Genomic DNA, 19,749 nt, shown 5'->3' with positions numbered 1-19,749 from the left:
AGCGGTTTTTAGTTGTTACTGATTAATTCTTTCTAATATAACCAGCTTATTCTGCAGTTTCCAGCAGACTGTTTCTGTATTTCTGCCAAACTTTACCACTATTGATACCGTAACTGCGCATTAAGCCAGGGATCGCATTGTGATTCTTTTCCTGAGCAAGTTGCAGAAGCGCCTCATAGAAGTCCAGCGCAATCTCACGGGCTTTATCTATCCCAAAATATTCTTCCCCGACACGACTGTATAACCCTTTAAAGCCGTTTAGGATCAGAACATAAAGAGGGTTACCACAGTTATAAGCCAAGTCATGGTGCAACTGATAATCGAATTCTACATAAGCCTTAGGATCATCGTTTAAAGAAGATATGCCAGCTAATACTTCGATCACTTTTTCCGGGTTATGGCGAACTGCACCTTTAAAATAGATAGCACTGATATTCGTTCTTGCAGAAAGTAACTGCTCTAACAATACGGGCTCACCCGCAGGGTTCAGATCGGCGATGGTTTCTAATACATTAAGACCAGAGCTTTCCCAGATATCGTTAACACGGGTCGGTTTACCATGTTGAATAGTCAACCAACCATCTCTGGCTAAACGTTGAAGGACTTCCCTAAGCGTGGTGCGCGTGACTCCGATAAGCTCAGATAATTCACGCTCTGCTGGTAAAATAGAACCTGGCGGGAATTTATCCTCCCAGATAGATCGGACAATATACTTCTCAGCAAAGCTCGCAGGTCCTTTGGCTTCAATAATATCTCTGTTTTTTGCCACGACAGGAGCTTTTTGGACAATTGTCATCAGGTTATTTTTCCCAATTTAAAAAAGTGGTATTCAAGACACTGATCATACCAGAGCCGGAAAAAATGGAAACCTTTCTGGGATAATAGTGGCCAAGATCAACGATTAAGATCACAAAACACTCCAGAATCGACCATCGATCAATAATTTAAGATGGTTTTGCTATTCAAATCCACATTTTAAGCTTTTTTTAAGTTGAAGATGAGTCTAGGGTATTAAATTAGGACTCTCTTTAAGCTAAACTGTTTCGATTCAAATATATTGAAGTACTAAATCTAATAAATCTAATAATCATATCTATCAACAATTTTGAGAGGGTGCCATGCCTGTGACTATGAGTCAGGCGTTTATTGATAACTTCTTGGGAAATTCTCCTAAGTGGTTCAAAATCGCGATTTTATCTTTTTTAATTATTAACCCAATTATTTTTTACCTAAATCCGTTTATTGCGGGTTGGTTACTGGTTGTTGAGTTCATTTTCACCTTGGCAATGGCACTAAAATGCTACCCACTTCAGCCCGGTGGTTTATTAGCCATCGAAGCCGTCGCCATCGGCATGACCTCCCCAAGCCAGGTCTTTCATGAGCTCGAGGCCAACCTTGAAGTTTTGTTGCTGTTGATCTTCATGGTTGCCGGCATCTATTTCATGAAGCAACTACTGCTGTTTGCCTTCACCAAGATGATCACTAAGGTACGCTCAAAAGTTGTTGTATCTTTAATGTTCTGTGTTGCTTCCGCTTTCCTGTCCGCTTTCCTCGACGCTCTGACGGTTATTGCGGTTATCATTGCCGTCGCAGTTGGCTTCTACTCTATCTACCACAAAGTGGCTTCGGGTAAGAGCTTCGCCGATGATCATGACCATACCTCAGATGGTCACCATCAGCTTTGTGAAGAGGAATTAGAGGCATTTCGTGGTTTCCTTAGAAATCTGTTAATGCATGCCGGTGTGGGGACAGCGCTTGGTGGCGTATGTACTATGGTGGGCGAACCGCAAAACTTAATTATTGCGGCTCAGGCTAACTGGCAGTTTGTCGAATTTGCTCTGCGTATGTCACCTGTAACCGTTCCCGTCTTCTTGGCCGGTATAACGACCTGTTTCTTAGTCGAAAAGTTTAAGGTGTTTAGTTACGGTCAACAATTACCGGAAGCGGTACATACCATCTTGTCTGAATTTGCTGCTCATGAAGACGCGCATCGAACTAAACATGACAAGGTAAAGCTGGTTGTTCAGGCGCTTATTGGTATCTGGCTGGTCGTTGGACTCGCTTTCCATCTGGCCTCAGTTGGTTTGATTGGACTGTCGGTCATCATTATGGCGACGGCATTTAACGGAATTACCAACGAGCATGCCATAGGTAAATCCTTCGAAGAGGCACTGCCTTTCACCGCACTGTTGGCCGTATTCTTTGCCATCGTCGCTGTCATTATCGATCAACAGCTGTTTGCTCCGGTTATTCAGTGGGCACTCAGCTACGAAGGCAACACACAGCTGGTTATCTTCTATATCGCCAATGGCCTGCTGTCTATGGTCAGTGATAACGTCTTTGTTGGTACTGTTTACATCAACGAAGTTAAAGCCGCTCTGTTATCGGGTCAGATAACCCGTGATCAGTTCGACCTTCTTGCAGTAGCAATCAACACAGGTACTAACCTGCCATCGGTTGCCACACCTAACGGGCAAGCGGCATTCCTGTTCTTGCTAACGTCTGCAATTGCCCCCCTCATTCGTCTCTCCTATGGACGCATGGTGTGGATGGCGCTGCCGTACACCATAGTTCTGTCGATTGTCGGCGTCTTAGCCATTCAATTCGGTGGCCTGGAGCAGATGACGCAATACTTCTATGACACGCAAATCCTATTGCATCATACCGTCAAGGATGCAGCTGGTGCGGTCAGCGGACATTAAGTCATAAAATAGTGAGTAATATTAAGATTTAATCTGAACTTTTTTAGTTCATCAAAGTCTTAACAAAAACGCCCTTTCGGGCGTTTTTTATTATATTTATGATTATGGAGATCAGCCTCTTGAACCCTGTGACACGATTCGCTCAATCTCGCCTGGCCTGGCTAATTCTTGCAGGCACAGCCCTAGGGCTGGAGCTTTGTGCCCTTTTCTTTCAACATGTAATGAAACTCGATCCCTGTGTCATGTGCATCTACCAAAGATTGGCCATTTTTGGCATATTGGGCGCAGCACTTATTGGCTTAGTCGGTTATAAGAATCGTTTTTTGCGCTTTATCGCCGTGCTGGGCTGGGGAATTAGTGCCGCATGGGGCTTGAATCTGGCGTTAGAGTTAGTGGATATGCAGACGAACCCTTCTCCGTTCTCTACCTGCTCTTTCCTGCCGGAATTCCCGAGTTGGATGCCGCTACATGAATGGTTACCTTCGGTATTTATGCCATCGGGCATGTGTAGCGATATCCCCTGGCAGATGATGGGAGTGACTATGGGACAATGGATGATTGTCGCATTTTCAACTTATCTGTTAGCGCTGGCTATCTTTATGATCCCCGCACTCAGTAAAACCGGGAAGTAAAACCCTGCAAGTAAAACCAAAAAATAGCTGTCTCCATGGCCATGGAGACATTGTCTTGATCGATATTACTGCATAGACTCTTTCAATTCGTAACACCCTCTGCCTTATTTGAAACTATCCCCCAAAAAAAATCAAAAACAAATAAACATCACCAGGCTATTTAGCCATTAAATATTTTTAAAACTTAACCAGGGACCTGATAGGCGTTTGACAGACTCGCGATAACATTAACAGGCGTGTAAAGAAATAGATGACTAACATTGCCGACAAAACACTGAATAGAGTATGAGTGATGCTGTTAACCCTGGTTGTCTGGGTAGATAGCTAAAATTTGGTTTAATGACGGTTAGATTGAGTGTGTTTTGGCTTAAACTATTTTAACGTAAATAGATTGGGCTCGGCACCAAGGTAGGCACCGATTGCAAGGCAGGTAACAAACTGTAGAGGGTATCGTTCTGGATTTATTCGATATCTTTTAAGGGCCATAGGACGATATGGTCTTCCATATACTTCACTTTTGTTTCACAGGTTACTTTATTCCGAATCGACATCCCTGCGGCATGCATCGCCTCTTTTGAACCGGTAATTAACGGGTGCCAGGAGGGAAGCTCGCGACCAAGATGCAGACGACGGTATGCGCAGCTATCCGGTAACCAGGTTAGCTCGGCGACATTATCGACGGTGACTTGCGTGCAGGAGGGCACAAAATTGAAACGCTGAATATAGTGGACACAGTGTCCATCTTTAGGATCTAATAATTTACAGGCTGCATTCGTATAATAAAGTTCTTCGGTTTCATCATCGATCAACTTGTTTAAGCAACATTTACCACAACCATCACAGAGTGACTCCCACTCTTGGGTGTCCATCTCTGCTAAGGTTTTATTCTTCCAAAACGACATGATTAAATTCTATAAAAAAGACCACTTTCGCAGGCCATTTTACACTATTTTATCGCAGGATACTTGATCCGCTCCGAAAGATAGGTCACTGAAAGGGCAAAATAGTCGGATTCATTCCATTTTAGCAAGGCTCGATAGTTGTCATAAACGAGGTATTTACGTCCAATGATACCATCGGGCATGATCAATGAAATTTGCATATCATCCCGTGAAGGCAATTTAGAGCCATCAAAACGCGTCACCCCGAGCGCGGACCATTGTGAGAAGGTTTTCTTTATCTCGAGGGAAGAATGCGAGCGATCAAACTCTTTAGGAACGAGAACCTGACGACCCCAGGTTCCGTCACTCTTCCACCCTGCTTGCTGGAGATAATAGGCCAATGAAGCGAAGGTATCTTGTGTGTTATTCCAGATATCTTTCTTGCCATCACCATCACCGTCCTGGGCGAACAAGAGATACTGGCTTGCAGTGAAATGAGTTTGTCCCATGTGACCGGTCCAAGCGCCTTGCAAGTCATCAAACTCGATATTATCTTGAGCGATGATATTTAAGGCAGCAAAAAACTCATCTCTGAAGAAAGCCTCTTTGCTCCCCTCATAGGCTGAGGAAGCCAAAACAGATAACAGGGGAAGGTGACCTGAGTCGGCACCAAAATCTGATATTATGCCCAAGAGTGCGACAATAAACCGGGGTTGGACACCGTATTTTGTACCGATAGCTTCCAGCTCGGCGCTATGGGTCTTAAACAAGGATCTGGCTTTTTCAACTTTCCATTCAGGCACAGCCGTGGGGAGATAGGTTTCCAGAGAAGTGTTAGGTTCAGCTTGAGTTTTCCCTGTAAATACAGCTCGCTTAAACGGCTTAATTTTAGGGAAAACACGCGCCACAATTTCGTTTTCAATGCCCTGCTCTTTTGCTTCAAGTTTTAATGCATCTAAATATTCAACGAAACTAGGCGATTTTTGACTGTCTTGCGCCGATGCGAGTTGCACCGAACCACTAAACAGGGTGATAAAAACCGCGGCCCCTATTTTCTTCCAAACCATAGCTGCTCCCTTCTATGCTATCCATTCACTAACTCGTTCTAATCTCGGCTGTAGCCAATCTCCAGCTTATGCTGTTCGAGTAAATTAACTTTAGGTGGGGGAAGTTGCAAGTAATAACCTTTTTCGGCAAGTTCACTTTTGACTTTTTTGATATCTGCGAAGCCTAAATGCTCACGCTTCATCAGGGGTAATATCATCACTAATTCAGGCTCGCCAAACATCTCCATCAATGCATCGGGTACCCGCTCAAACTCATTGCGCTTTTCAACGAAAAGGTAGCTGTCGACCTTACGTCGACTCTTATATACAGCACAGATCATATACTATCTATTTTCCAAACTATTCAACTTGCCAGTAACGAAACCACACTATAACATGGTCGGTCATTAATATAATGCAAATCAGCGCCAAGTCTGGTTATTTTACAAAGAGCAATGTCGCAATGCAGACACCTAGCCTAGAGTTAAAAGGCTCATCTTTTACGCTTTCTGTACTCCATATCAATAGCATTGATCTGGAAAAGGTGGCGAAAGAGCTTGATAGCAAACTTGCTATCGCCCCTCAGTTTTTTATTGGCGCTCCCCTTGTCGTCAATCTCAGCTCAATTTCAGACTCGAGTTATAATCTTGCTGCACTAAAAGACCTTCTCACTTCACGACAATTAGTGATTGTTGGGATCACCGCGGCAATAAACACCTTGTCTGAACAGGCTAAAACCTTAGGGCTGGCGATAATAAAATCGGGGAAACAGGCTCAATCCCAACCACAGTTACCTAAGACTACTAAATTAGTTAAACAAAATGTTCGTTCCGGACAGCAGATCTATGCTAAAAATGGAGATCTGGTTGTCATTGGAACTGTGGGTAACGGCGCCGAGGTTATTGCCGATGGTAGCATTCATATTTATGGCACATTACGTGGTAAAGCCATGGCGGGCGCATCTGGTGACAAACACGCGGTCATCATTGCAAAAACGATGGAAGCCGAACTCGTTTCTATAGCGGGTCAATACTGGTTAACAGACAATATTCAGGCCAACAGCACAACAAAAAGTGGCTGTATTCGTCTCGATGGTGAATCTCTTACCATAGAGTCACTGCCTCTTTAAGACATTGAAAAGGAAAGAACAACACATGACACAAATTATTGTTGTCACCTCAGGTAAAGGCGGCGTAGGTAAAACGACTTCCAGTGCCGCAATTGCAACCGGGTTGGCATTAAAGGGACACAAGACTGTCGTTGTAGATTTTGATATCGGACTTCGTAATTTAGATCTGATCATGGGCTGCGAGCGTCGAGTCGTCTATGACTTTGTTAATGTCATTAACGGTGAGGCAAACCTTAATCAGGCTTTAATCAAAGATAAACGTTGCCCGAATTTATTTATACTTCCCGCCTCACAGACTCGTGATAAAGATGCGTTGACTAAAGAGGGCGTGGGTCGGGTACTCGATGATCTGGCTAAAGATTTTGAGTTCATCATCTGTGACTCTCCTGCCGGCATCGAAACCGGGGCTATGATGGCGCTCTATTTTGCGGATATTGCCATAGTGACAACCAACCCTGAGGTCAGCTCAGTCAGAGATTCTGACCGTATTCTTGGTATGTTGCAGAGTAAGTCTAAGCGCGCTGAAGAGAGTTTAGAGCCGGTTAAAGAGTTTTTGCTTTTGACCCGCTACTCACCCAGTCGAGTCACGACCGGTGAAATGCTCAGTGTCGAAGATGTCGAAGAGATCTTAGCGATTCCGCTTATCGGTGTGATCCCGGAGTCTCAAGCCGTATTGAAGGCATCGAACTCTGGTGTACCCGTTATCATGGATCAAGAGAGTGACGCAGGCAAAGCCTATAGCGACAGTGTTGATCGCTTGTTAGGTGAAGAACTTCCTTTACGTTTTATAACTGAAGAGAAGAAAGGCTTTTTAAAAAGGATATTTGGTAGCTAACTATGTCTCTACTCGATTATTTCAAAAGTAAAAAGAAGCCAAATACGGCTGTCACAGCCAAAGAACGTCTGCAGATCATCGTAGCTCATCAACGTGGCGAGAGAGATGCACCGGACTATTTTCCTCAGATGAAGCAAGAGATCATAGAGGTCATTAAAAAGTACGTGCATATTGATCCGGACCAGGTAACGGTCCAACTGGATCAAAATGATGATAAGCTTTCTGTGCTCGAATTGAATGTGACCTTACCCGAAGAAAAGTAAGACTCCATTAATTCGGTCAATAAAAAACCCGCGTTTAAATTAATAATCGCGGGTTTATTTTTGCCTGATACTTTTTTACAAAACCAATTCAGCCAATGGTGATGCAGCAATTTCACCGCGCCAACCACTTAGTAACAGCGGAGCATCGCCTGTTTTACCGTCCCAGAACCATTGCAGATATTCATGAATATACCGCTTCGAACCAAGCAGCTCAATCGGAACATCATGCTTTTCAGACAGGGCCGTCAGACAGTTCTTAATAGTCTTAAATGATGATTTATAACCATTCTTCAACGCCAACACATCGATCGACTTAGGCGGATTATCAAGATCGGCAGTATCGAGCAAGGCTAACAGATCTCTACCATGTATGCGTTTCTCCTGATCCGTCAGCTCAATCATCTTATTCAGTTCATTCGTATTCTTCGGCTGTTTTTTAGCAAGACCGATCAAGGCATGATCTTTCACCACAAATCCAACGGCAAGATCTCGTGATAACGCCTTCTTTAATCGCCATTTAGCCAAAACTTTAAGGAAAGCTAACTGCTGAGAACTCAACTGAAAGGCATTCTTAACTTTCAGATATGCCAGCTCAAGATCTGGCGGAGTTAACCGCCCTTGCGTCATCCGCTCGCCTTCCTCGAATACCCAATCCAGTCTATCTGTTTCTTCCAACTTTTGAATCAGTTGAGGATATAACTCATAGAGATAATAGACATCGTTGGCCGCGTAGTTCAGTTGAGCCTTACTTAATGGACGCTTCATCCAATCGGTGCGGGATTCACCCTTATCGAGTGCGATATTCAGTGTCTGTTCGACCAACTTGGCATAGCCCAGTCCATGACCGAAACCACATAGCGATGCAGCGATCTGACTATCAAACAGACGAATTGGCTGACACTGACCATTACGGGCGAACACCTCAAGATCTTCACTACAGGAATGCAATACCGTGGTAATTTCGGGCTCAGTGAGCAGACTCCAAAACTCTGACAGGTTGCCGACGGCAACCGGGTCAATCAATGCTAACGTTTTACCATCGTAAGCCTGTATCAAACCAAGTCGGGCATAATAGGTACGTGTTCGGACGAACTCAGTATCCAAGACCAGTAAAGGACTCTGACGATATTGCAATACAAGCTCAGTTAAGCTCGCATCGTCATCTATATATTGAAACGCTAACAAGTTGTTCTCCCGAAAGATGAAATGCTACAAAATAAAAAGCCGGCTGATAGCCGGCTAAGAAAGCGAGATAAACACACATTTCATGTGCTTTTGAGGTCGTTAACTAGGCTTAACTTCGTCCCTCAACTCTCTACGCAGAATTTTACCTACGTTCGATTTCGGTAGCTCGTCTCTGAATTCTACCAGTTTAGGAACTTTATATCCCGTTAAATGCTTACGACAATGTGTGATGATATCTTGTTTGGTTAAAGATTTATCATTTTGCACCACAAACACTTTCACCGTTTCACCAGATAGCTCATTAGGCACCCCGACGGCGGCAACTTCAACCACTTTTGGATGCATAGCCACAACCTCCTCCACCTCATTAGGGAAGACATTGAAACCTGATACTAAGATCATATCCTTCTTACGGTCGACAATGAAAAAGAAGCCATTTTCATCCATATAGCCGATATCGCCCGTAGCCAGATAACCTTGGCTATCGATAACGTTTGCCGTCTCCTCCGGACGTTGCCAGTAGCCTTTCATCACCTGAGGTCCCTTGGCAAACAGTTCACCGTTCTCCCCCTGAGGCAGGACTTTACCGGCATCATCGCGCACCTGAATATCAGTCATGGCAACCGGAAAGCCAATAGAACCGTTATAAGCTTCAAGGTTATAGGGACAACAGGTCACTAAGGGAGCGGCCTCTGTCAGGCCGTAACCTTCGAGTAGTTTGTTCTTAGTGATTTTTTGCCATTTATCGGCCACTGCACGCTGTACAGCCATGCCGCCACCAATGGACAACTTGACCTGGGAAAAGTCTAACTCGGCAAACTCCGGCGTATTAACCAGAGCATTAAAGAGCGTATTCACTCCGGTAATAGCCGTATAAGGGTGCTTTCTCAGCTCACTGATGAATGCAGGCAGATCCCTTGGGTTGGTGATAAGCAGGTTGTTGGAGCCTTTATGCATAAACAACAGGCAATTCACGGTTAATGCGAAGATATGGTACAAAGGCAGTGCAGTCACCACGAACTCTTTGCCGTCGATCAACAGTGGCGAATACGCAGCGTCCGCCTGTAACAGGTTGCTCACCACATTGCCGTGTGTGAGCATGGCGCCTTTCGATACACCGGTAGTCCCGCCGGTATACTGCAGGAATGAGAGATCATCGCTAACCAGTTTAGGTTTAACGTATTGCAGACCTCTGCCTTTCGATAACGCCTTTCGCATCGAGATGGCATGGGGCAAGTCGTATTTTGGTACCATCTTCTTGATGTACTTAACGACAAAGTTTACTAATGTGCGTTTCGGCGCGCTAAGAAGATCACCAAGCCCGGTCAGGATCACGCTCTCGACTGGAGTCTGATCGACGACCTTCTCGAGTGTATGGGCAAAATTAGAGACGACAACAATCGCTTTGGCACCGGAATCATTCAGTTGGTGCTTCAATTCTCTTGGGGTATAGAGAGGGTTAACATTCACCACAACCATTCCGGCACGTAATATGCCAAACAGCGCGATAGGATATTGTAATAAGTTAGGCATCATGATGGCGACTCTGTCGCCTTTGACTAACTTAAGTTCATTTTGAAGATAGGCGGCAAATGCGCGGCTTCGCTCTTCCAACTTACGATAAGTCAGTGTTGCGCCCATATTTACAAACGCAGGTTGGTCGGCATACTTCGACACTGATTTCTCAAACATATCGACAAGCGAATCATACTGGTTTACATCAATTTCCGATGGTACATCATCAGGTAAGTTATCTATCCAAAGCTGTTCCACAAATCTCTCCTAATATCCCACATGCAGTGGATACAGACCACACTAGTCTGTAAAACGCTTGTAAAACAACAAGCAATAACACTGTCTTTAATTTTTATTTTAAGCTCACCTGATTCATACAGGTGTTTTAATTATGATCATCATCACATAAATAGAGTAAAAAGCCTAGTCTCTTTTTCAATCTGTGTTAGTGACAATTGATGTTAAGTAATCGCTGATAACATGGGCCGTGTTAACGGCATTTCCCATATGTAAATGGTGGTCACCTTCAAGCTCGACACAGGTAAGGTGTTTAAACCACAATTTTGCTTTCGGTAAAAGCGTATTCAGCTCCGAATAACCCCGGTCCGCAGTAATAAGTAAGGTACTGGAACTATGGCCACTCATCAGTGCATCGACTTGTTCGAATGTCAGCCTGATGGGTGAATCTAATTTTAACCTTGGATCGCTGCGCCAACTGACCCCAATATCATGTTTTTGCATATTTCTATCGACCAGCAAGCGACACCATCTCTCTTCGAGCCCAGTTAACCGCATTCTGGCTTTCACGGCAACCTCGATAGAGTCATAAACTGCCGGATCATCATCCCGTTTCTTCAAAAAACGGGCATGACTGATAAAGCTATGTCGCAGCCGTTGATTGTTCTTCGATGCAGCCTCAAATAGTGGGCTAATCGCTTCTATCAACACCAGTTTATCCACTCTTTCGGGAAAGGCTGCGGTATAGGCTGACGCAACGATGCCCCCTAGAGAGTGGCCAATAATGGCAGCTGGTACCTGACGCTGCGACAATCTTTCAACCAAGAGCTCAAGATCATAGAGGTAATCAACCCAATGCAGCGGGTATGAACCGGGTCTATGCTCCGATCCGCCATGGCCCGGCCAGTCTATCGCTAAGATTTGATAATCAGAGGATAACTCTTCGGCTAAAGGCGCAAAGCTATTGGCATTATCCAGCCACCCATGGAGGGCAAGTATTAATGGCTTATCGGGCGCCCCCCATCGGCGACCTGACAGTCGGATATGAGGCAGTTGAAACTCGACCTCATTTTCGGGGGCGCAAGATTGCCACATATAGCCTCTGTTGTCAGTTATTTATTGAGTTTTTTTGATAAATTTTAGTGTCATGCGATCACTCTCACCAATAGCGAGATACTTCTCTCTATCAAGAGAGTCCAACGCCAGTCGCGGCGGAAGTGTCCACACACCTTTAGGGTAGTCCTTGGTATCTTTGGGGTTGGCATTTACCTCCGATTGTTCAACCAAGGTAAACCCCACCTTTTCGGCTAAGGCGATCACTTGTGTCTGATCCATATAACCGGTTTTTGCATCCATTCCCGGATTTGCTCTATGCTCAACCACCCCAAAGGTACCACCATACTTAAGTACTTTATAAGCGGATACAAACACAGGCTCCAGGTAACCTTTCATCGCCCAATTGTGCAGGTTTCTGAAGGTCAGCACGACATCGACGCTGTTATCATTACCTAGTTGATAATAACCGGGTGGATCGAAGGTCACCGTCGTGGCATTACCCAGATGGGCCCTGTTATCGGCTAACCAGTGCTCAAACTTTTTCCCCGCCTTAGCCCGGTAACCATTGCGCAGTTTCTCATCATCGGGATTAGTATCGAAATTACCTCCGATATAGTTGCCGCTGTGCGCCAGATAAGGAGCCAAGATCTCGGCGTACCACCCCCCTCCCGGCCAGAGTTCGACCACGGTATCAGATGCTTTTATATCAAAAAATGACAGCGTCTCTAACGGGTGACGAAAACCATCTCGCTCAATATTTTTCGCTTGTCTGAACTCACTCTTCACCGCATTAGTCAGGCTTTGAGTATCATCACTGTGTTCATGAGCCATGGCACCAAAAGTTAGACCGGCCGTGACGACGAAGCCTAACGCTAGAGTCTTTGTATCCATTTTTTTGCTTCCCTGTATGGTATTAAAGTAAAGACTAAACCTAACAGCTTGCTTGTTTAAAATCCAAGTTCAGATTGATTCAAAATGTATATTTAAACTGCTGCACTTTGTGCCGCACTATCGACCCGTCGCCAACAAAGGAAAATCATCATCGCACTGATTGCCAACCAAGCCATGACCCATATCCAACCCGGTATCCAGGTTTGAGTGGCTAACATGGCCGCATCCCCTTTGCCACTCAGTCCTAACAAGACCGTTGGGCTCGCGAGTGCGTTAAGCATGATCATTAAAGCCATCACCCGCAGGCCACTCCCTAAAAAGCGATTACGGCTTAGTTTGAGCGGCAATAGAAACAAGACAGCGAGACAAGCGAGGATAGAGATAGTCAGCAGATCCCTGCCCCAAAGCAAGGTTGTGACAATAACGGCTGATCCCAACAAGGCGAAGCTCATCCGGATCCCCTTTGGCCAGGTGGCCAGAATAAAGATCAGATAACCCCATAACGCAGCACCGAAGTAGCCGCTGAAACCGATGACGACAGGCCAGCCACCCTGACTGAAACATAATCCGGCGCCATTAGGAAATAGTTGAATATGACTGACTACGCCGCCAGTCAACAGCGTCGCTAAACCATGAGAGAGTTCATGAAAATAACTTTCGAGCCATTTAAACGGTACATTGATAAAAGGCAGACGGGTGATCACCAGCGCCATCAGTAACTCAATCAAGAAGCGGCCACGACCGGGTGCTCCGGTTTGACTTCCTCTGCCCGTGTTGATGCCCTGAGCTGACGAGTCAAGCATAGGTATCGATACCGACCATCTGTTGAATCGCTTCTCTTTGAGCCGCATGCTGATTTTCCAGATAATGAGCGACGGCACCGTCACCGCCTTGTGTTTGTTGCTCATACTCCAGTTTTGCCCCTAAACGCGACTCCAGCTCTTCAGGAGCTGGATTCTGAGGAGGCGCAGACAGCGCATGTTGCTGCGAGCTCTCGTCATCCGTCTGTCCAAGGGTAACTTGTTGACTGACCTCAATGCCCTGGCTTTTCTTAGATTGCTCAACCTGATGAGTCGGTTCAACCTGTGAGCGCTTCACATTCGATGAAGAGATTCCCGCGGTGTTCGCCGTAGACGGTGCAAAAAGATTTGGTTGAATCTGCATTACTCTTCGTCCTCTATCATCAAATTAATCATTTAGCGGTCACTGAAAACACGGGTCATTGAATCAAGTCATTAAACCCGGCCATTCAACCTAGCTCAGGCTGCCCTGCTCATGCTGCCAATGACCCAATCGAGGAGATTACTCTCGCCCGGGTAGCTTTTTCCAGGTGACAGTATCGCGTACATACACGGGAGCTAAGTCGTCAACAGCGGTACTTAACCCAAGTTCAAAACCGGCTTTGGCCAGTGCCAACATCGCCTTAGCATCCGGAAACTTAACATTTTCAGCCAGTGAAATATTCTCTGACAGGTTCAATAGATTAGGATAAGTGTCAAAGCCGGTACCACAAACCACAATAGGTTGACTGACATCCAAGGTCAGTGGCACATCATCGGGTGAACAGACCAGCTCGGCATCGATGAGCTCAACCAAACCATCCTTGACAGTGAACTGTCCCCAGTACACTTCTCCCATTCTGGCATCGATGGCGGCGATAAACTGTTCTCCGCCCTGGTCATCAAACACGGCCTGAGCCATCGTTTGCAGTGAAGAGATCCCGATAACCGGAAGATCTTGGCCTAATGCTAGGCCTTGAGTCATGCTGGTACAAATTCTGATACCGGTAAAACTTCCCGGACCACGCCCATATGCAATTACATCAACATTTTGAAGTTGAATATTCGCCTGAGATAGCACCGAATCGACCATAGGTAAAATTCGCTGGCTATGCTCACGAGGCGCGTCGACCTGCTCAGAATAGATCTTACCACCTGAAATCAAGGCTGCAGAGCATGATTCGGTGCAGGTGTCTAACGCTAACACGGTCAATTCTTCAATGTTTTTCTGTTTATCAGTCATCTAATACCACAAGCAAATAGGCCTGTACTAACACAGCCTTAAGATCCGAAAATAGCGGCATACAAACCACTAGTTTTAAAGTTACCTTCTCAATGTGTAAACACATAGAGAATAATGATTATACCTAAGAAACTGTGCATCAATAAGTGTCAAAATTGTAAAACCTTATCAAAAATGTCGTTTTCGATTAAAAAACCAACGACACAGTCACTTTATCTTATAAAACTCAGCAAGATTCGGCTCACCAACTCATCGTCGACCACTACAGATAATGATTCAATACCCCTCTTTATCCGCTGAGCGGGAATGGTGTCGCGTCTTGCCATCATAAGATCTTTGGCATAACTTTTACTAAATTCCGGGTGACCCTGGATCCCTAAGAAATGATCGTTAATCTGCATCATGTAACAGGGGCAAAATTCACTACCCGCGATAAGCACTGAGCCTGTCGGCATTTTTGTGACTTGGTCTCTATGACTCACCACTAATGCAAGTTGCTGCGCATCCATCTCCATCCAAGTGGGCCTATGTTTAATCGTCGTTATCATGACTCCGATCCCCCACCCCTTCGGGGAGGTCACCACTTCCCCTCCCAGTGCTTTCGCCATCATCTGGTGACCAAAACAGATCCCGATAAACTTCGTCTTTGTAAGATATAGCTGAGTGATAAAGGCTTGAAACTCGGCTATCCATGGTGCATCGTCGTTGACGCTGTATCGGCTTCCGGTCGTGATATAGGCATCACATTCATCGATCGACTCAGGATAAATCCCCTCGGTCACCCGATACACCTTAAACCCTATTTGCGCATCGACAGACCCAAACAGAGCAGTAAACATCTCGGGGTAGTTCCCGTGTCTATCTCTTAGCGATTCTCTGACATCATCACATTGTAAAATCCCGATGATCATCAAGATCTCCGAATGAGTCGGTTTCCTGGCATCACAAACGTCCCTGAACCGCATCACTAAAGAGCTCGGAATAGTCCTTGGCCGTCAGGCTTACCGGGTTTCCTCCCGCCGCCGCATCTTTTACTGACATCTCTCCGACTAAACAAACATCTTCTAGCGTGATGCCGATCTCATCGAGTGAATGGGGGATATCCAGCCTGGCTCGGAACAGCAAGACCCATTCAAGAAAGCTGTCAAATCCCGGATAGTCGAGCTCAAGGTATCTGGCCAGACGGGTGATCCTTTCCTCTATTTCACCTCGATTTCTCTTTAATACATAGGGCATCAATATCGCGTTAAGCAGGCCGTGATGTGTGTTATAAAGTGCTCCCAGGGAATGTGCCAGCGCATGCATGCCCCCGAGCCCCCGCTGAAAACTGGTTGCTCCCATGCTGGATGCCACCAGCATCTGTGTTCGCGCCTCGATGTTTTCACCATCTTCGAACGCAACAGGCAAGTATGCTTTAATCAACCTGATGGCCTCGATGGCAATCCCTTCGGCCATGGGATGATAAAAAGGCGCGCAAAATGCCTCAAGATTATGAGATAACGCGTCCAGTCCGGTAGCCGCTGTCATCTGCGGCGACAACTTCATCGTTAGGCCGGGATCGAGTAAGACGGTGGCAGGGATCATCTTAGGGTGAAATATGATGCGCTTTACATGGTATTCACCATCGGTATCGGTGATCACCGATGCCCGGCCAACTTCGGCCCCGGTCCCCGCAGTGGTCGGCACGGCAACCACAGGCACCATATTATCCACATCGATTATCTTCCAGTTATCATCTACGTCTTCAGCTTGCCACAGCGAAATAGATTGTTTAGCCATCAAAGCTATCGCCTTCCCCGCATCTAAACTTGAACCACCTCCCAAAGCAATAATACCGTCGAATTCACCGGCATTAAACGCCTCGATCCCTTGTCTGATATTATCGCCTGTAGGGTTAGCCTGTATATCGCAAAACAGCTCTGTGACTAGCCCCGCCTCTCTGCAATGGGACAATACCTCTGTCACCAATGCCAGCTCTGCCAGGCCGGGGTCGGTCACCACCATCACTTTACTCATCGATAAGTTAAGACACTTCTCCCCTATCAGTGAGATACAGGTATCACCAACGGTAATGGCCGTCGGGTAGTGCCAATTTGCAAATAGTTCCATCTATCGCTCCCTGATATACCCAAGCCATTTCTCGACATGCTGAATCCGCATTTCGAGGTCGTTTGGGTATAATTTGCGCCGTTCAAACAATAAACGGCTTAGTCATGTTTGATATAAAATGATTTTGGCCGAGTTAAATAGTCAAAGCCAAGTTGAGACAAACTGCACCCTCGTCCCGACTGTTTTACGCCGGTCCAGGCCAGAGCCGGGTCAAGGTAATCACATCGATTGAGGAAAAAGGTGCCGGTTTCAATTAGCTCGCCTAACGCGATCCCGGTTTCAATATCTTTGGTAAATATACTGGCGGTTAAGCCAAATGGGCTGTCATTCATCAGCTCGAGGGCTTCTTGATCGTCACTGACTTTCATGATCCCCATCACGGGGCCGAATGACTCCTCTGTCATCACCCTCATCAGGTGATTAACCTGAGTCAATATCTGAGGTGCCAGAAAGGCCGTCCCCTCCTGACTCATCTCAAACAGAGATTCATCGATATGCGCGACTGCCCCCTGTGCTATCGCCTCCTTCACTTGGGCGCGAACAAAATCGGCCGCGGATGTCCGAACCATAGGCCCCAGAGTCGCATCGGGATCATCTGCTCGGCCGAGTTTATATTGCAGTGTTAACGCCACCGATTGAGCGACAAATTCATCATAAACACTTCGATGAACATAGACCCGCTCAATGCCGCAGCAAGACTGGCCCGAATTGAAAAAAGCCCCGTCTATAATGGTCTCTACGGCTTTTTCGATATCGGCGTCTTGGCGCACATAGGCGGGATCTTTTCCCCCCAGCTCTAAGCCCACCCCAATAAACCGCCCCAAGGCAGCCTTCTCAACCCTAATGCCCCCTTCCACCGAGCCGGTAAATGCCACGTAGTTGATCTCTTTGCAGCCAATCAGTTCGGTGGTGCTCTCGTGACTCAGGTGCAAAAATTGAAATACGCCTTCGGGTAACCCGGCTTCATCAAAGGCTTGGTAGAAGCGCTCGGCGCAGAGAGGAGTTTGAGCCGAATGCTTTAAGATAACGCAATTACCCGCTAATAATGCCGGAATGATGGCGTTGACGGCGGTCAGGAAAGGATAGTTCCAGGGGGCGATAACCAACACCACACCCAGGGGTTCTCGTTTGATGTATCGGGTCAATCCGGGCTTTTCCAATAGGGTCAGGGTAGTGAGCGCTTCATCACTCACGCTGATCATATATTCGCTGCGCTCGGCAACCCCATGTAACTCTCCGCCGGTATAGCGTATGGGTCGCCCAATCATCCAGCTAAGCTCGAGGCCAATCTCCTCTTTATGGCTCAACAAAATATCGATCGCCCTTTGGCATATCACTTTACGGGTATCGAGCGCCGTTGCCTGCCAGCTCAACTTTGCCTGCACCGCCCTGTCGACACAGGCATTAACCCGTTCTTTACCGGCAAGTTGGCGACTCACATAAACACTGCCATCGATTGGAGAAACGGTCTGCTGCTCATTGGCGGCGGGTTTGTCACCTTTACTCTTACCCTTACTCTTTACTTGAGACTTAGACTGAGACAGGGCTTGAGACTCTGCTCGATTCTTGGCTTGCTGAGATTTTTTCATCGCCGAGCTACCTCTGACTGAAATTGATTTTTATCGAGAAACGCCAACCGAAACTAAATAATTTCAAAGTAACGTTCCATCTCCCAATCACTCACATGCTTTCTAAACTCACGCTCTTCCCACTCACGACTGATGGCGTAATGCTCTACAAACGACTTGCCGAACAAGCGCTCTGCGGCGCTCGATTGTTTAAGTCTCTGAGTGGCGTCCCATAACGTGGAAGGTAAGGCTATCGATGCATCATGGGTTTGCTCATAAGCGTTTCCCTTAATCTGTTCACCGGGCTCTAACTGATGTTCAATGCCATACAAACCGCTAGCTAAAGCCGCTGCCAGAGCCAGATAGGGGTTGGCGTCTGCGGCGCCTAAACGATATTCCACCCGTTGAGAACTGGCGGAACCCGGGATAACACGCAGAGCAGTAGTGCGATTCTCAACCCCCCAGGTCGCATCGGTTGGCGCCCAAAACCCCGGGACCATACGCGAATAACTATTGATGGTAGGCGCTATCATGCAGAGAAACTCAGGCATTAACTGTTGTTGACCCGCCAGAAAGTGCCGTTGAAGTTGACTCATGTTGTGAGCCTGACTGGGATCGTAAAACGCCGAAGAGCCATCTGTATTTTGTAGCGACAGGTGAATATGACCGCTCTGCCCCGGATAATCACCAGACCACTTGGCCATAAATGTAGCCATCAGCCCTCGTTTTTGTGCCAGCACTTTCATAAAGGTTTTAAACAGTGCCCCTTTATCGGCGGCGGCCTCTACGTTATCGACAGCGATGGCCGCCTCAATCACTCCCGGACCCGTTTCTGAATGGATCCCTTCGATGGGAAAGTCCATGGTTTCCGCCATCGACAATATCTCTTGATAGAGGTCTGAATGAACTGAGTTGCGGATCATGGAGTAACCGAACCAGTCCGGGGTTACGGTTTCTAAATTGCGAAAGTTTTTTTCACGAATGGAGTGCGGGGTTTCATTAAAAAGGAAGAACTCATACTCCAGCGCCGCCATAGCCGAAAACCCCATCTTCTCGGCTTTCTCTATGACTCTGCGTAATACCCCCCTCGGGCACAGTGACTCTGCTTCCTTAGCAAATTCAGCGATAAAGAGCAGCATCCCCTCTTCGCCCACGACATCCCGGCAGGTGTGGGGTAATATGCGCACCGGCGCATCGGGATAACCTGTATGCCAGCCGGTATATTTAGCGTTATCATAGAGCTGGTCTTTCATGTCCCAGCCAAGCACCACATCACAAAAGGCAAAACCCCGCTCCAACGAAGAGATAAACTTCGCTTTGGACATATATTTGCCGCGCATAACACCATCGATATCGAACAGGCCAACTTTAACATGAGTTAATTTACGCTCTTCAACAATGGCCATCGCGTCACGAATACTCTTGACCTGTCTCGCTTCCATAATTGAGCTTCCTTATCTGTCATACCTGAGTTCAAGTTTCGGTGTCGCTATATGATTAAGTTTTTGATTGGGAAGTGCATAGATTAAGAATAGTCTGTTTATCAAAGAGCTGTAGGTCATTTATCAGAGTTTAAAGCTTGACCTTATTAACTCTGTGTATCCATATACCCCATTAAAGATAGCCCTCTTCTCCAAGCCCGCCAGTGCTGGACATACTATTTCTTAGCACTAACAAG

Annotated in this window: 20 protein-coding genes; 5 read left to right on the top strand and 15 right to left on the bottom strand. The window is 46.4% G+C overall.

Features of this window, described 5'->3' with window-relative positions; genetic code table 11:
• Positions 1 to 46: 46 nt before the first annotated feature.
• On the bottom strand, positions 47 to 796 hold the full coding sequence (fadR, locus tag EKG38_RS08070) for a fatty acid metabolism transcriptional regulator FadR (protein ID WP_126519753.1): 750 nt from the start codon (positions 794 to 796) through the stop codon (positions 47 to 49).
• A 322-nt stretch (positions 797 to 1,118) separates the two neighbouring features.
• On the opposite strand from fadR, the gene nhaB reads away from it, so the two are divergent.
• Both nhaB and dsbB read left to right on the top strand, forming a co-directional pair.
• Positions 1,119 to 2,702 (top strand): sodium/proton antiporter NhaB, encoded by a 1,584-nt coding sequence (nhaB, locus tag EKG38_RS08065; RefSeq protein WP_126519752.1) that lies wholly within the window; start codon positions 1,119 to 1,121, stop codon positions 2,700 to 2,702.
• Positions 2,703 to 2,821: 119 nt separating this feature from the next.
• Positions 2,822 to 3,334, top strand: a complete 513-nt coding sequence (gene dsbB, locus EKG38_RS08060) for a disulfide bond formation protein DsbB (protein ID WP_126519751.1) — start codon at positions 2,822 to 2,824, stop codon at positions 3,332 to 3,334.
• A gap of 461 nt (positions 3,335 to 3,795) precedes the next feature.
• Here the strand turns inward: dsbB and EKG38_RS08055 are convergent, their stop codons facing one another.
• The 3 genes from EKG38_RS08055 to EKG38_RS08045 are packed head-to-tail and all read right to left on the bottom strand — an operon-like array spanning position 3,796 to position 5,602.
• Positions 3,796 to 4,236, bottom strand: a complete 441-nt coding sequence (locus EKG38_RS08055) for a YcgN family cysteine cluster protein (protein ID WP_126519750.1) — start codon at positions 4,234 to 4,236, stop codon at positions 3,796 to 3,798.
• 44 nt (positions 4,237 to 4,280) lie between these two features.
• Positions 4,281 to 5,282: a lytic murein transglycosylase gene (locus EKG38_RS08050; RefSeq protein WP_126519749.1), complete on the bottom strand. Its 1,002-nt coding sequence runs from the start codon at positions 5,280 to 5,282 to the stop codon at positions 4,281 to 4,283.
• 38 nt (positions 5,283 to 5,320) lie between these two features.
• Complete coding sequence (locus tag EKG38_RS08045; RefSeq protein ID WP_126519748.1) at positions 5,321 to 5,602, bottom strand: YcgL domain-containing protein; 282 nt, start codon at positions 5,600 to 5,602, stop codon at positions 5,321 to 5,323.
• 122 nt (positions 5,603 to 5,724) lie between these two features.
• Between EKG38_RS08045 and minC the strand changes: the two genes are divergently transcribed.
• From minC to minE, 3 genes are read left to right on the top strand one after another with little or no spacing between them, the layout of a single operon-like run.
• A complete protein-coding gene (gene minC, locus EKG38_RS08040; protein WP_012142859.1) occupies positions 5,725 to 6,390 on the top strand; it encodes a septum site-determining protein MinC in 666 nt (221 codons plus the stop codon).
• A gap of 25 nt (positions 6,391 to 6,415) precedes the next feature.
• A complete protein-coding gene (gene minD / locus EKG38_RS08035; protein ID WP_126519747.1) occupies positions 6,416 to 7,225 on the top strand; it encodes a septum site-determining protein MinD in 810 nt (269 codons plus the stop codon).
• Positions 7,226 to 7,227: 2 nt separating this feature from the next.
• Complete coding sequence (minE, locus tag EKG38_RS08030) at positions 7,228 to 7,488, top strand: cell division topological specificity factor MinE (RefSeq protein ID WP_012142861.1); 261 nt, start codon at positions 7,228 to 7,230, stop codon at positions 7,486 to 7,488.
• Between the two features lie 75 nt (positions 7,489 to 7,563).
• Here minE and rnd read toward each other — a convergent pair whose 3' ends face one another.
• The 11 genes from rnd to EKG38_RS07975 all read right to left on the bottom strand — a co-directional run bounded on the left by rnd (position 7,564) and on the right by EKG38_RS07975 (position 19,513).
• Positions 7,564 to 8,673, bottom strand: coding sequence for a ribonuclease D (gene rnd, locus EKG38_RS08025; RefSeq protein WP_126519746.1), 1,110 nt, complete (start codon positions 8,671 to 8,673; stop codon positions 7,564 to 7,566).
• Positions 8,674 to 8,772: 99 nt separating this feature from the next.
• Positions 8,773 to 10,446 (bottom strand): long-chain-fatty-acid--CoA ligase FadD, encoded by a 1,674-nt coding sequence (gene fadD, locus EKG38_RS08020; protein ID WP_126519745.1) that lies wholly within the window; start codon positions 10,444 to 10,446, stop codon positions 8,773 to 8,775.
• A 177-nt stretch (positions 10,447 to 10,623) separates the two neighbouring features.
• Positions 10,624 to 11,520 carry an alpha/beta fold hydrolase gene (locus EKG38_RS08015; RefSeq protein WP_012142864.1) on the bottom strand — a complete coding sequence of 299 codons (897 nt, stop codon included), beginning with the start codon at positions 11,518 to 11,520 and terminating at the stop codon, positions 10,624 to 10,626.
• Positions 11,521 to 11,541: 21 nt separating this feature from the next.
• Positions 11,542 to 12,372 (bottom strand): class I SAM-dependent methyltransferase, encoded by an 831-nt coding sequence (locus EKG38_RS08010; RefSeq protein WP_126519744.1) that lies wholly within the window; start codon positions 12,370 to 12,372, stop codon positions 11,542 to 11,544.
• Between the two features lie 92 nt (positions 12,373 to 12,464).
• The gene (locus EKG38_RS08005; RefSeq protein WP_126519846.1) at positions 12,465 to 13,175 is read right to left on the bottom strand and encodes a M50 family metallopeptidase; all 711 of its coding nucleotides are present in this window, start codon (positions 13,173 to 13,175) and stop codon (positions 12,465 to 12,467) included.
• A complete protein-coding gene (locus EKG38_RS08000) occupies positions 13,168 to 13,536 on the bottom strand; it encodes a hypothetical protein (RefSeq protein ID WP_246033116.1) in 369 nt (122 codons plus the stop codon). Before EKG38_RS08000 ends, EKG38_RS08005 begins: the two co-directional genes overlap by 8 nt.
• Before the next feature lie 138 nt (positions 13,537 to 13,674).
• The gene (gene tsaB, locus EKG38_RS07995) at positions 13,675 to 14,394 is read right to left on the bottom strand and encodes a tRNA (adenosine(37)-N6)-threonylcarbamoyltransferase complex dimerization subunit type 1 TsaB (RefSeq protein ID WP_126519743.1); all 720 of its coding nucleotides are present in this window, start codon (positions 14,392 to 14,394) and stop codon (positions 13,675 to 13,677) included.
• 212 nt (positions 14,395 to 14,606) lie between these two features.
• On the bottom strand, positions 14,607 to 15,305 hold the full coding sequence (locus EKG38_RS07990; RefSeq protein WP_126519742.1) for a glutamine amidotransferase-related protein: 699 nt from the start codon (positions 15,303 to 15,305) through the stop codon (positions 14,607 to 14,609).
• 31 nt (positions 15,306 to 15,336) lie between these two features.
• Positions 15,337 to 16,503 carry an iron-containing alcohol dehydrogenase gene (locus EKG38_RS07985; RefSeq protein WP_126519741.1) on the bottom strand — a complete coding sequence of 389 codons (1,167 nt, stop codon included), beginning with the start codon at positions 16,501 to 16,503 and terminating at the stop codon, positions 15,337 to 15,339.
• Between the two features lie 98 nt (positions 16,504 to 16,601).
• The gene (locus EKG38_RS07980) at positions 16,602 to 18,092 is read right to left on the bottom strand and encodes an aldehyde dehydrogenase family protein (protein ID WP_126519740.1); all 1,491 of its coding nucleotides are present in this window, start codon (positions 18,090 to 18,092) and stop codon (positions 16,602 to 16,604) included.
• A 53-nt stretch (positions 18,093 to 18,145) separates the two neighbouring features.
• Complete coding sequence (locus EKG38_RS07975) at positions 18,146 to 19,513, bottom strand: glutamine synthetase family protein (protein WP_126519739.1); 1,368 nt, start codon at positions 19,511 to 19,513, stop codon at positions 18,146 to 18,148.
• Positions 19,514 to 19,749 lie beyond the last annotated feature (236 nt).

It is taken from the genome of Shewanella canadensis (genome assembly GCF_003966225.1).
Lineage (GTDB): Bacteria > Pseudomonadota > Gammaproteobacteria > Enterobacterales > Shewanellaceae > Shewanella > Shewanella canadensis.
Note: the sequence above shows the minus strand (reverse complement) of the source record. Positions and strands in the feature narration are given on the sequence as shown.

Bases quoted from the DNA above. Each gene is read 5' to 3' on its own strand.
- fadR (WP_126519753.1), bottom strand. From the start codon at position 796: ATGACAATTGTCCAAAAAGCTCCTGTCGTGGCAAAAAACAGAGATATT.
- nhaB (WP_126519752.1), top strand. From the start codon at position 1,119: ATGCCTGTGACTATGAGTCAGGCGTTTATTGATAACTTCTTGGGAAAT.
- EKG38_RS08055 (WP_126519750.1), bottom strand. From the start codon at position 4,236: ATGTCGTTTTGGAAGAATAAAACCTTAGCAGAGATGGACACCCAAGAG.
- EKG38_RS08050 (WP_126519749.1), bottom strand. From the start codon at position 5,282: ATGGTTTGGAAGAAAATAGGGGCCGCGGTTTTTATCACCCTGTTTAGT.
- EKG38_RS08045 (WP_126519748.1), bottom strand. From the start codon at position 5,602: ATGATCTGTGCTGTATATAAGAGTCGACGTAAGGTCGACAGCTACCTT.
- minC (WP_012142859.1), top strand. From the start codon at position 5,725: ATGCAGACACCTAGCCTAGAGTTAAAAGGCTCATCTTTTACGCTTTCT.
- minD (WP_126519747.1), top strand. From the start codon at position 6,416: ATGACACAAATTATTGTTGTCACCTCAGGTAAAGGCGGCGTAGGTAAA.
- minE (WP_012142861.1), top strand. From the start codon at position 7,228: ATGTCTCTACTCGATTATTTCAAAAGTAAAAAGAAGCCAAATACGGCT.
- EKG38_RS08015 (WP_012142864.1), bottom strand. From the start codon at position 11,520: ATGTGGCAATCTTGCGCCCCCGAAAATGAGGTCGAGTTTCAACTGCCT.
- EKG38_RS08010 (WP_126519744.1), bottom strand. From the start codon at position 12,372: ATGGATACAAAGACTCTAGCGTTAGGCTTCGTCGTCACGGCCGGTCTA.
- EKG38_RS08005 (WP_126519846.1), bottom strand. From the start codon at position 13,175: ATGCTTGACTCGTCAGCTCAGGGCATCAACACGGGCAGAGGAAGTCAA.
- EKG38_RS08000 (WP_246033116.1), bottom strand. From the start codon at position 13,536: ATGCAGATTCAACCAAATCTTTTTGCACCGTCTACGGCGAACACCGCG.
- tsaB (WP_126519743.1), bottom strand. From the start codon at position 14,394: ATGACTGATAAACAGAAAAACATTGAAGAATTGACCGTGTTAGCGTTA.
- EKG38_RS07990 (WP_126519742.1), bottom strand. From the start codon at position 15,305: ATGATCATCGGGATTTTACAATGTGATGATGTCAGAGAATCGCTAAGA.
- EKG38_RS07985 (WP_126519741.1), bottom strand. From the start codon at position 16,503: ATGGAACTATTTGCAAATTGGCACTACCCGACGGCCATTACCGTTGGT.
- EKG38_RS07980 (WP_126519740.1), bottom strand. From the start codon at position 18,092: ATGAAAAAATCTCAGCAAGCCAAGAATCGAGCAGAGTCTCAAGCCCTG.
- EKG38_RS07975 (WP_126519739.1), bottom strand. From the start codon at position 19,513: ATGGAAGCGAGACAGGTCAAGAGTATTCGTGACGCGATGGCCATTGTT.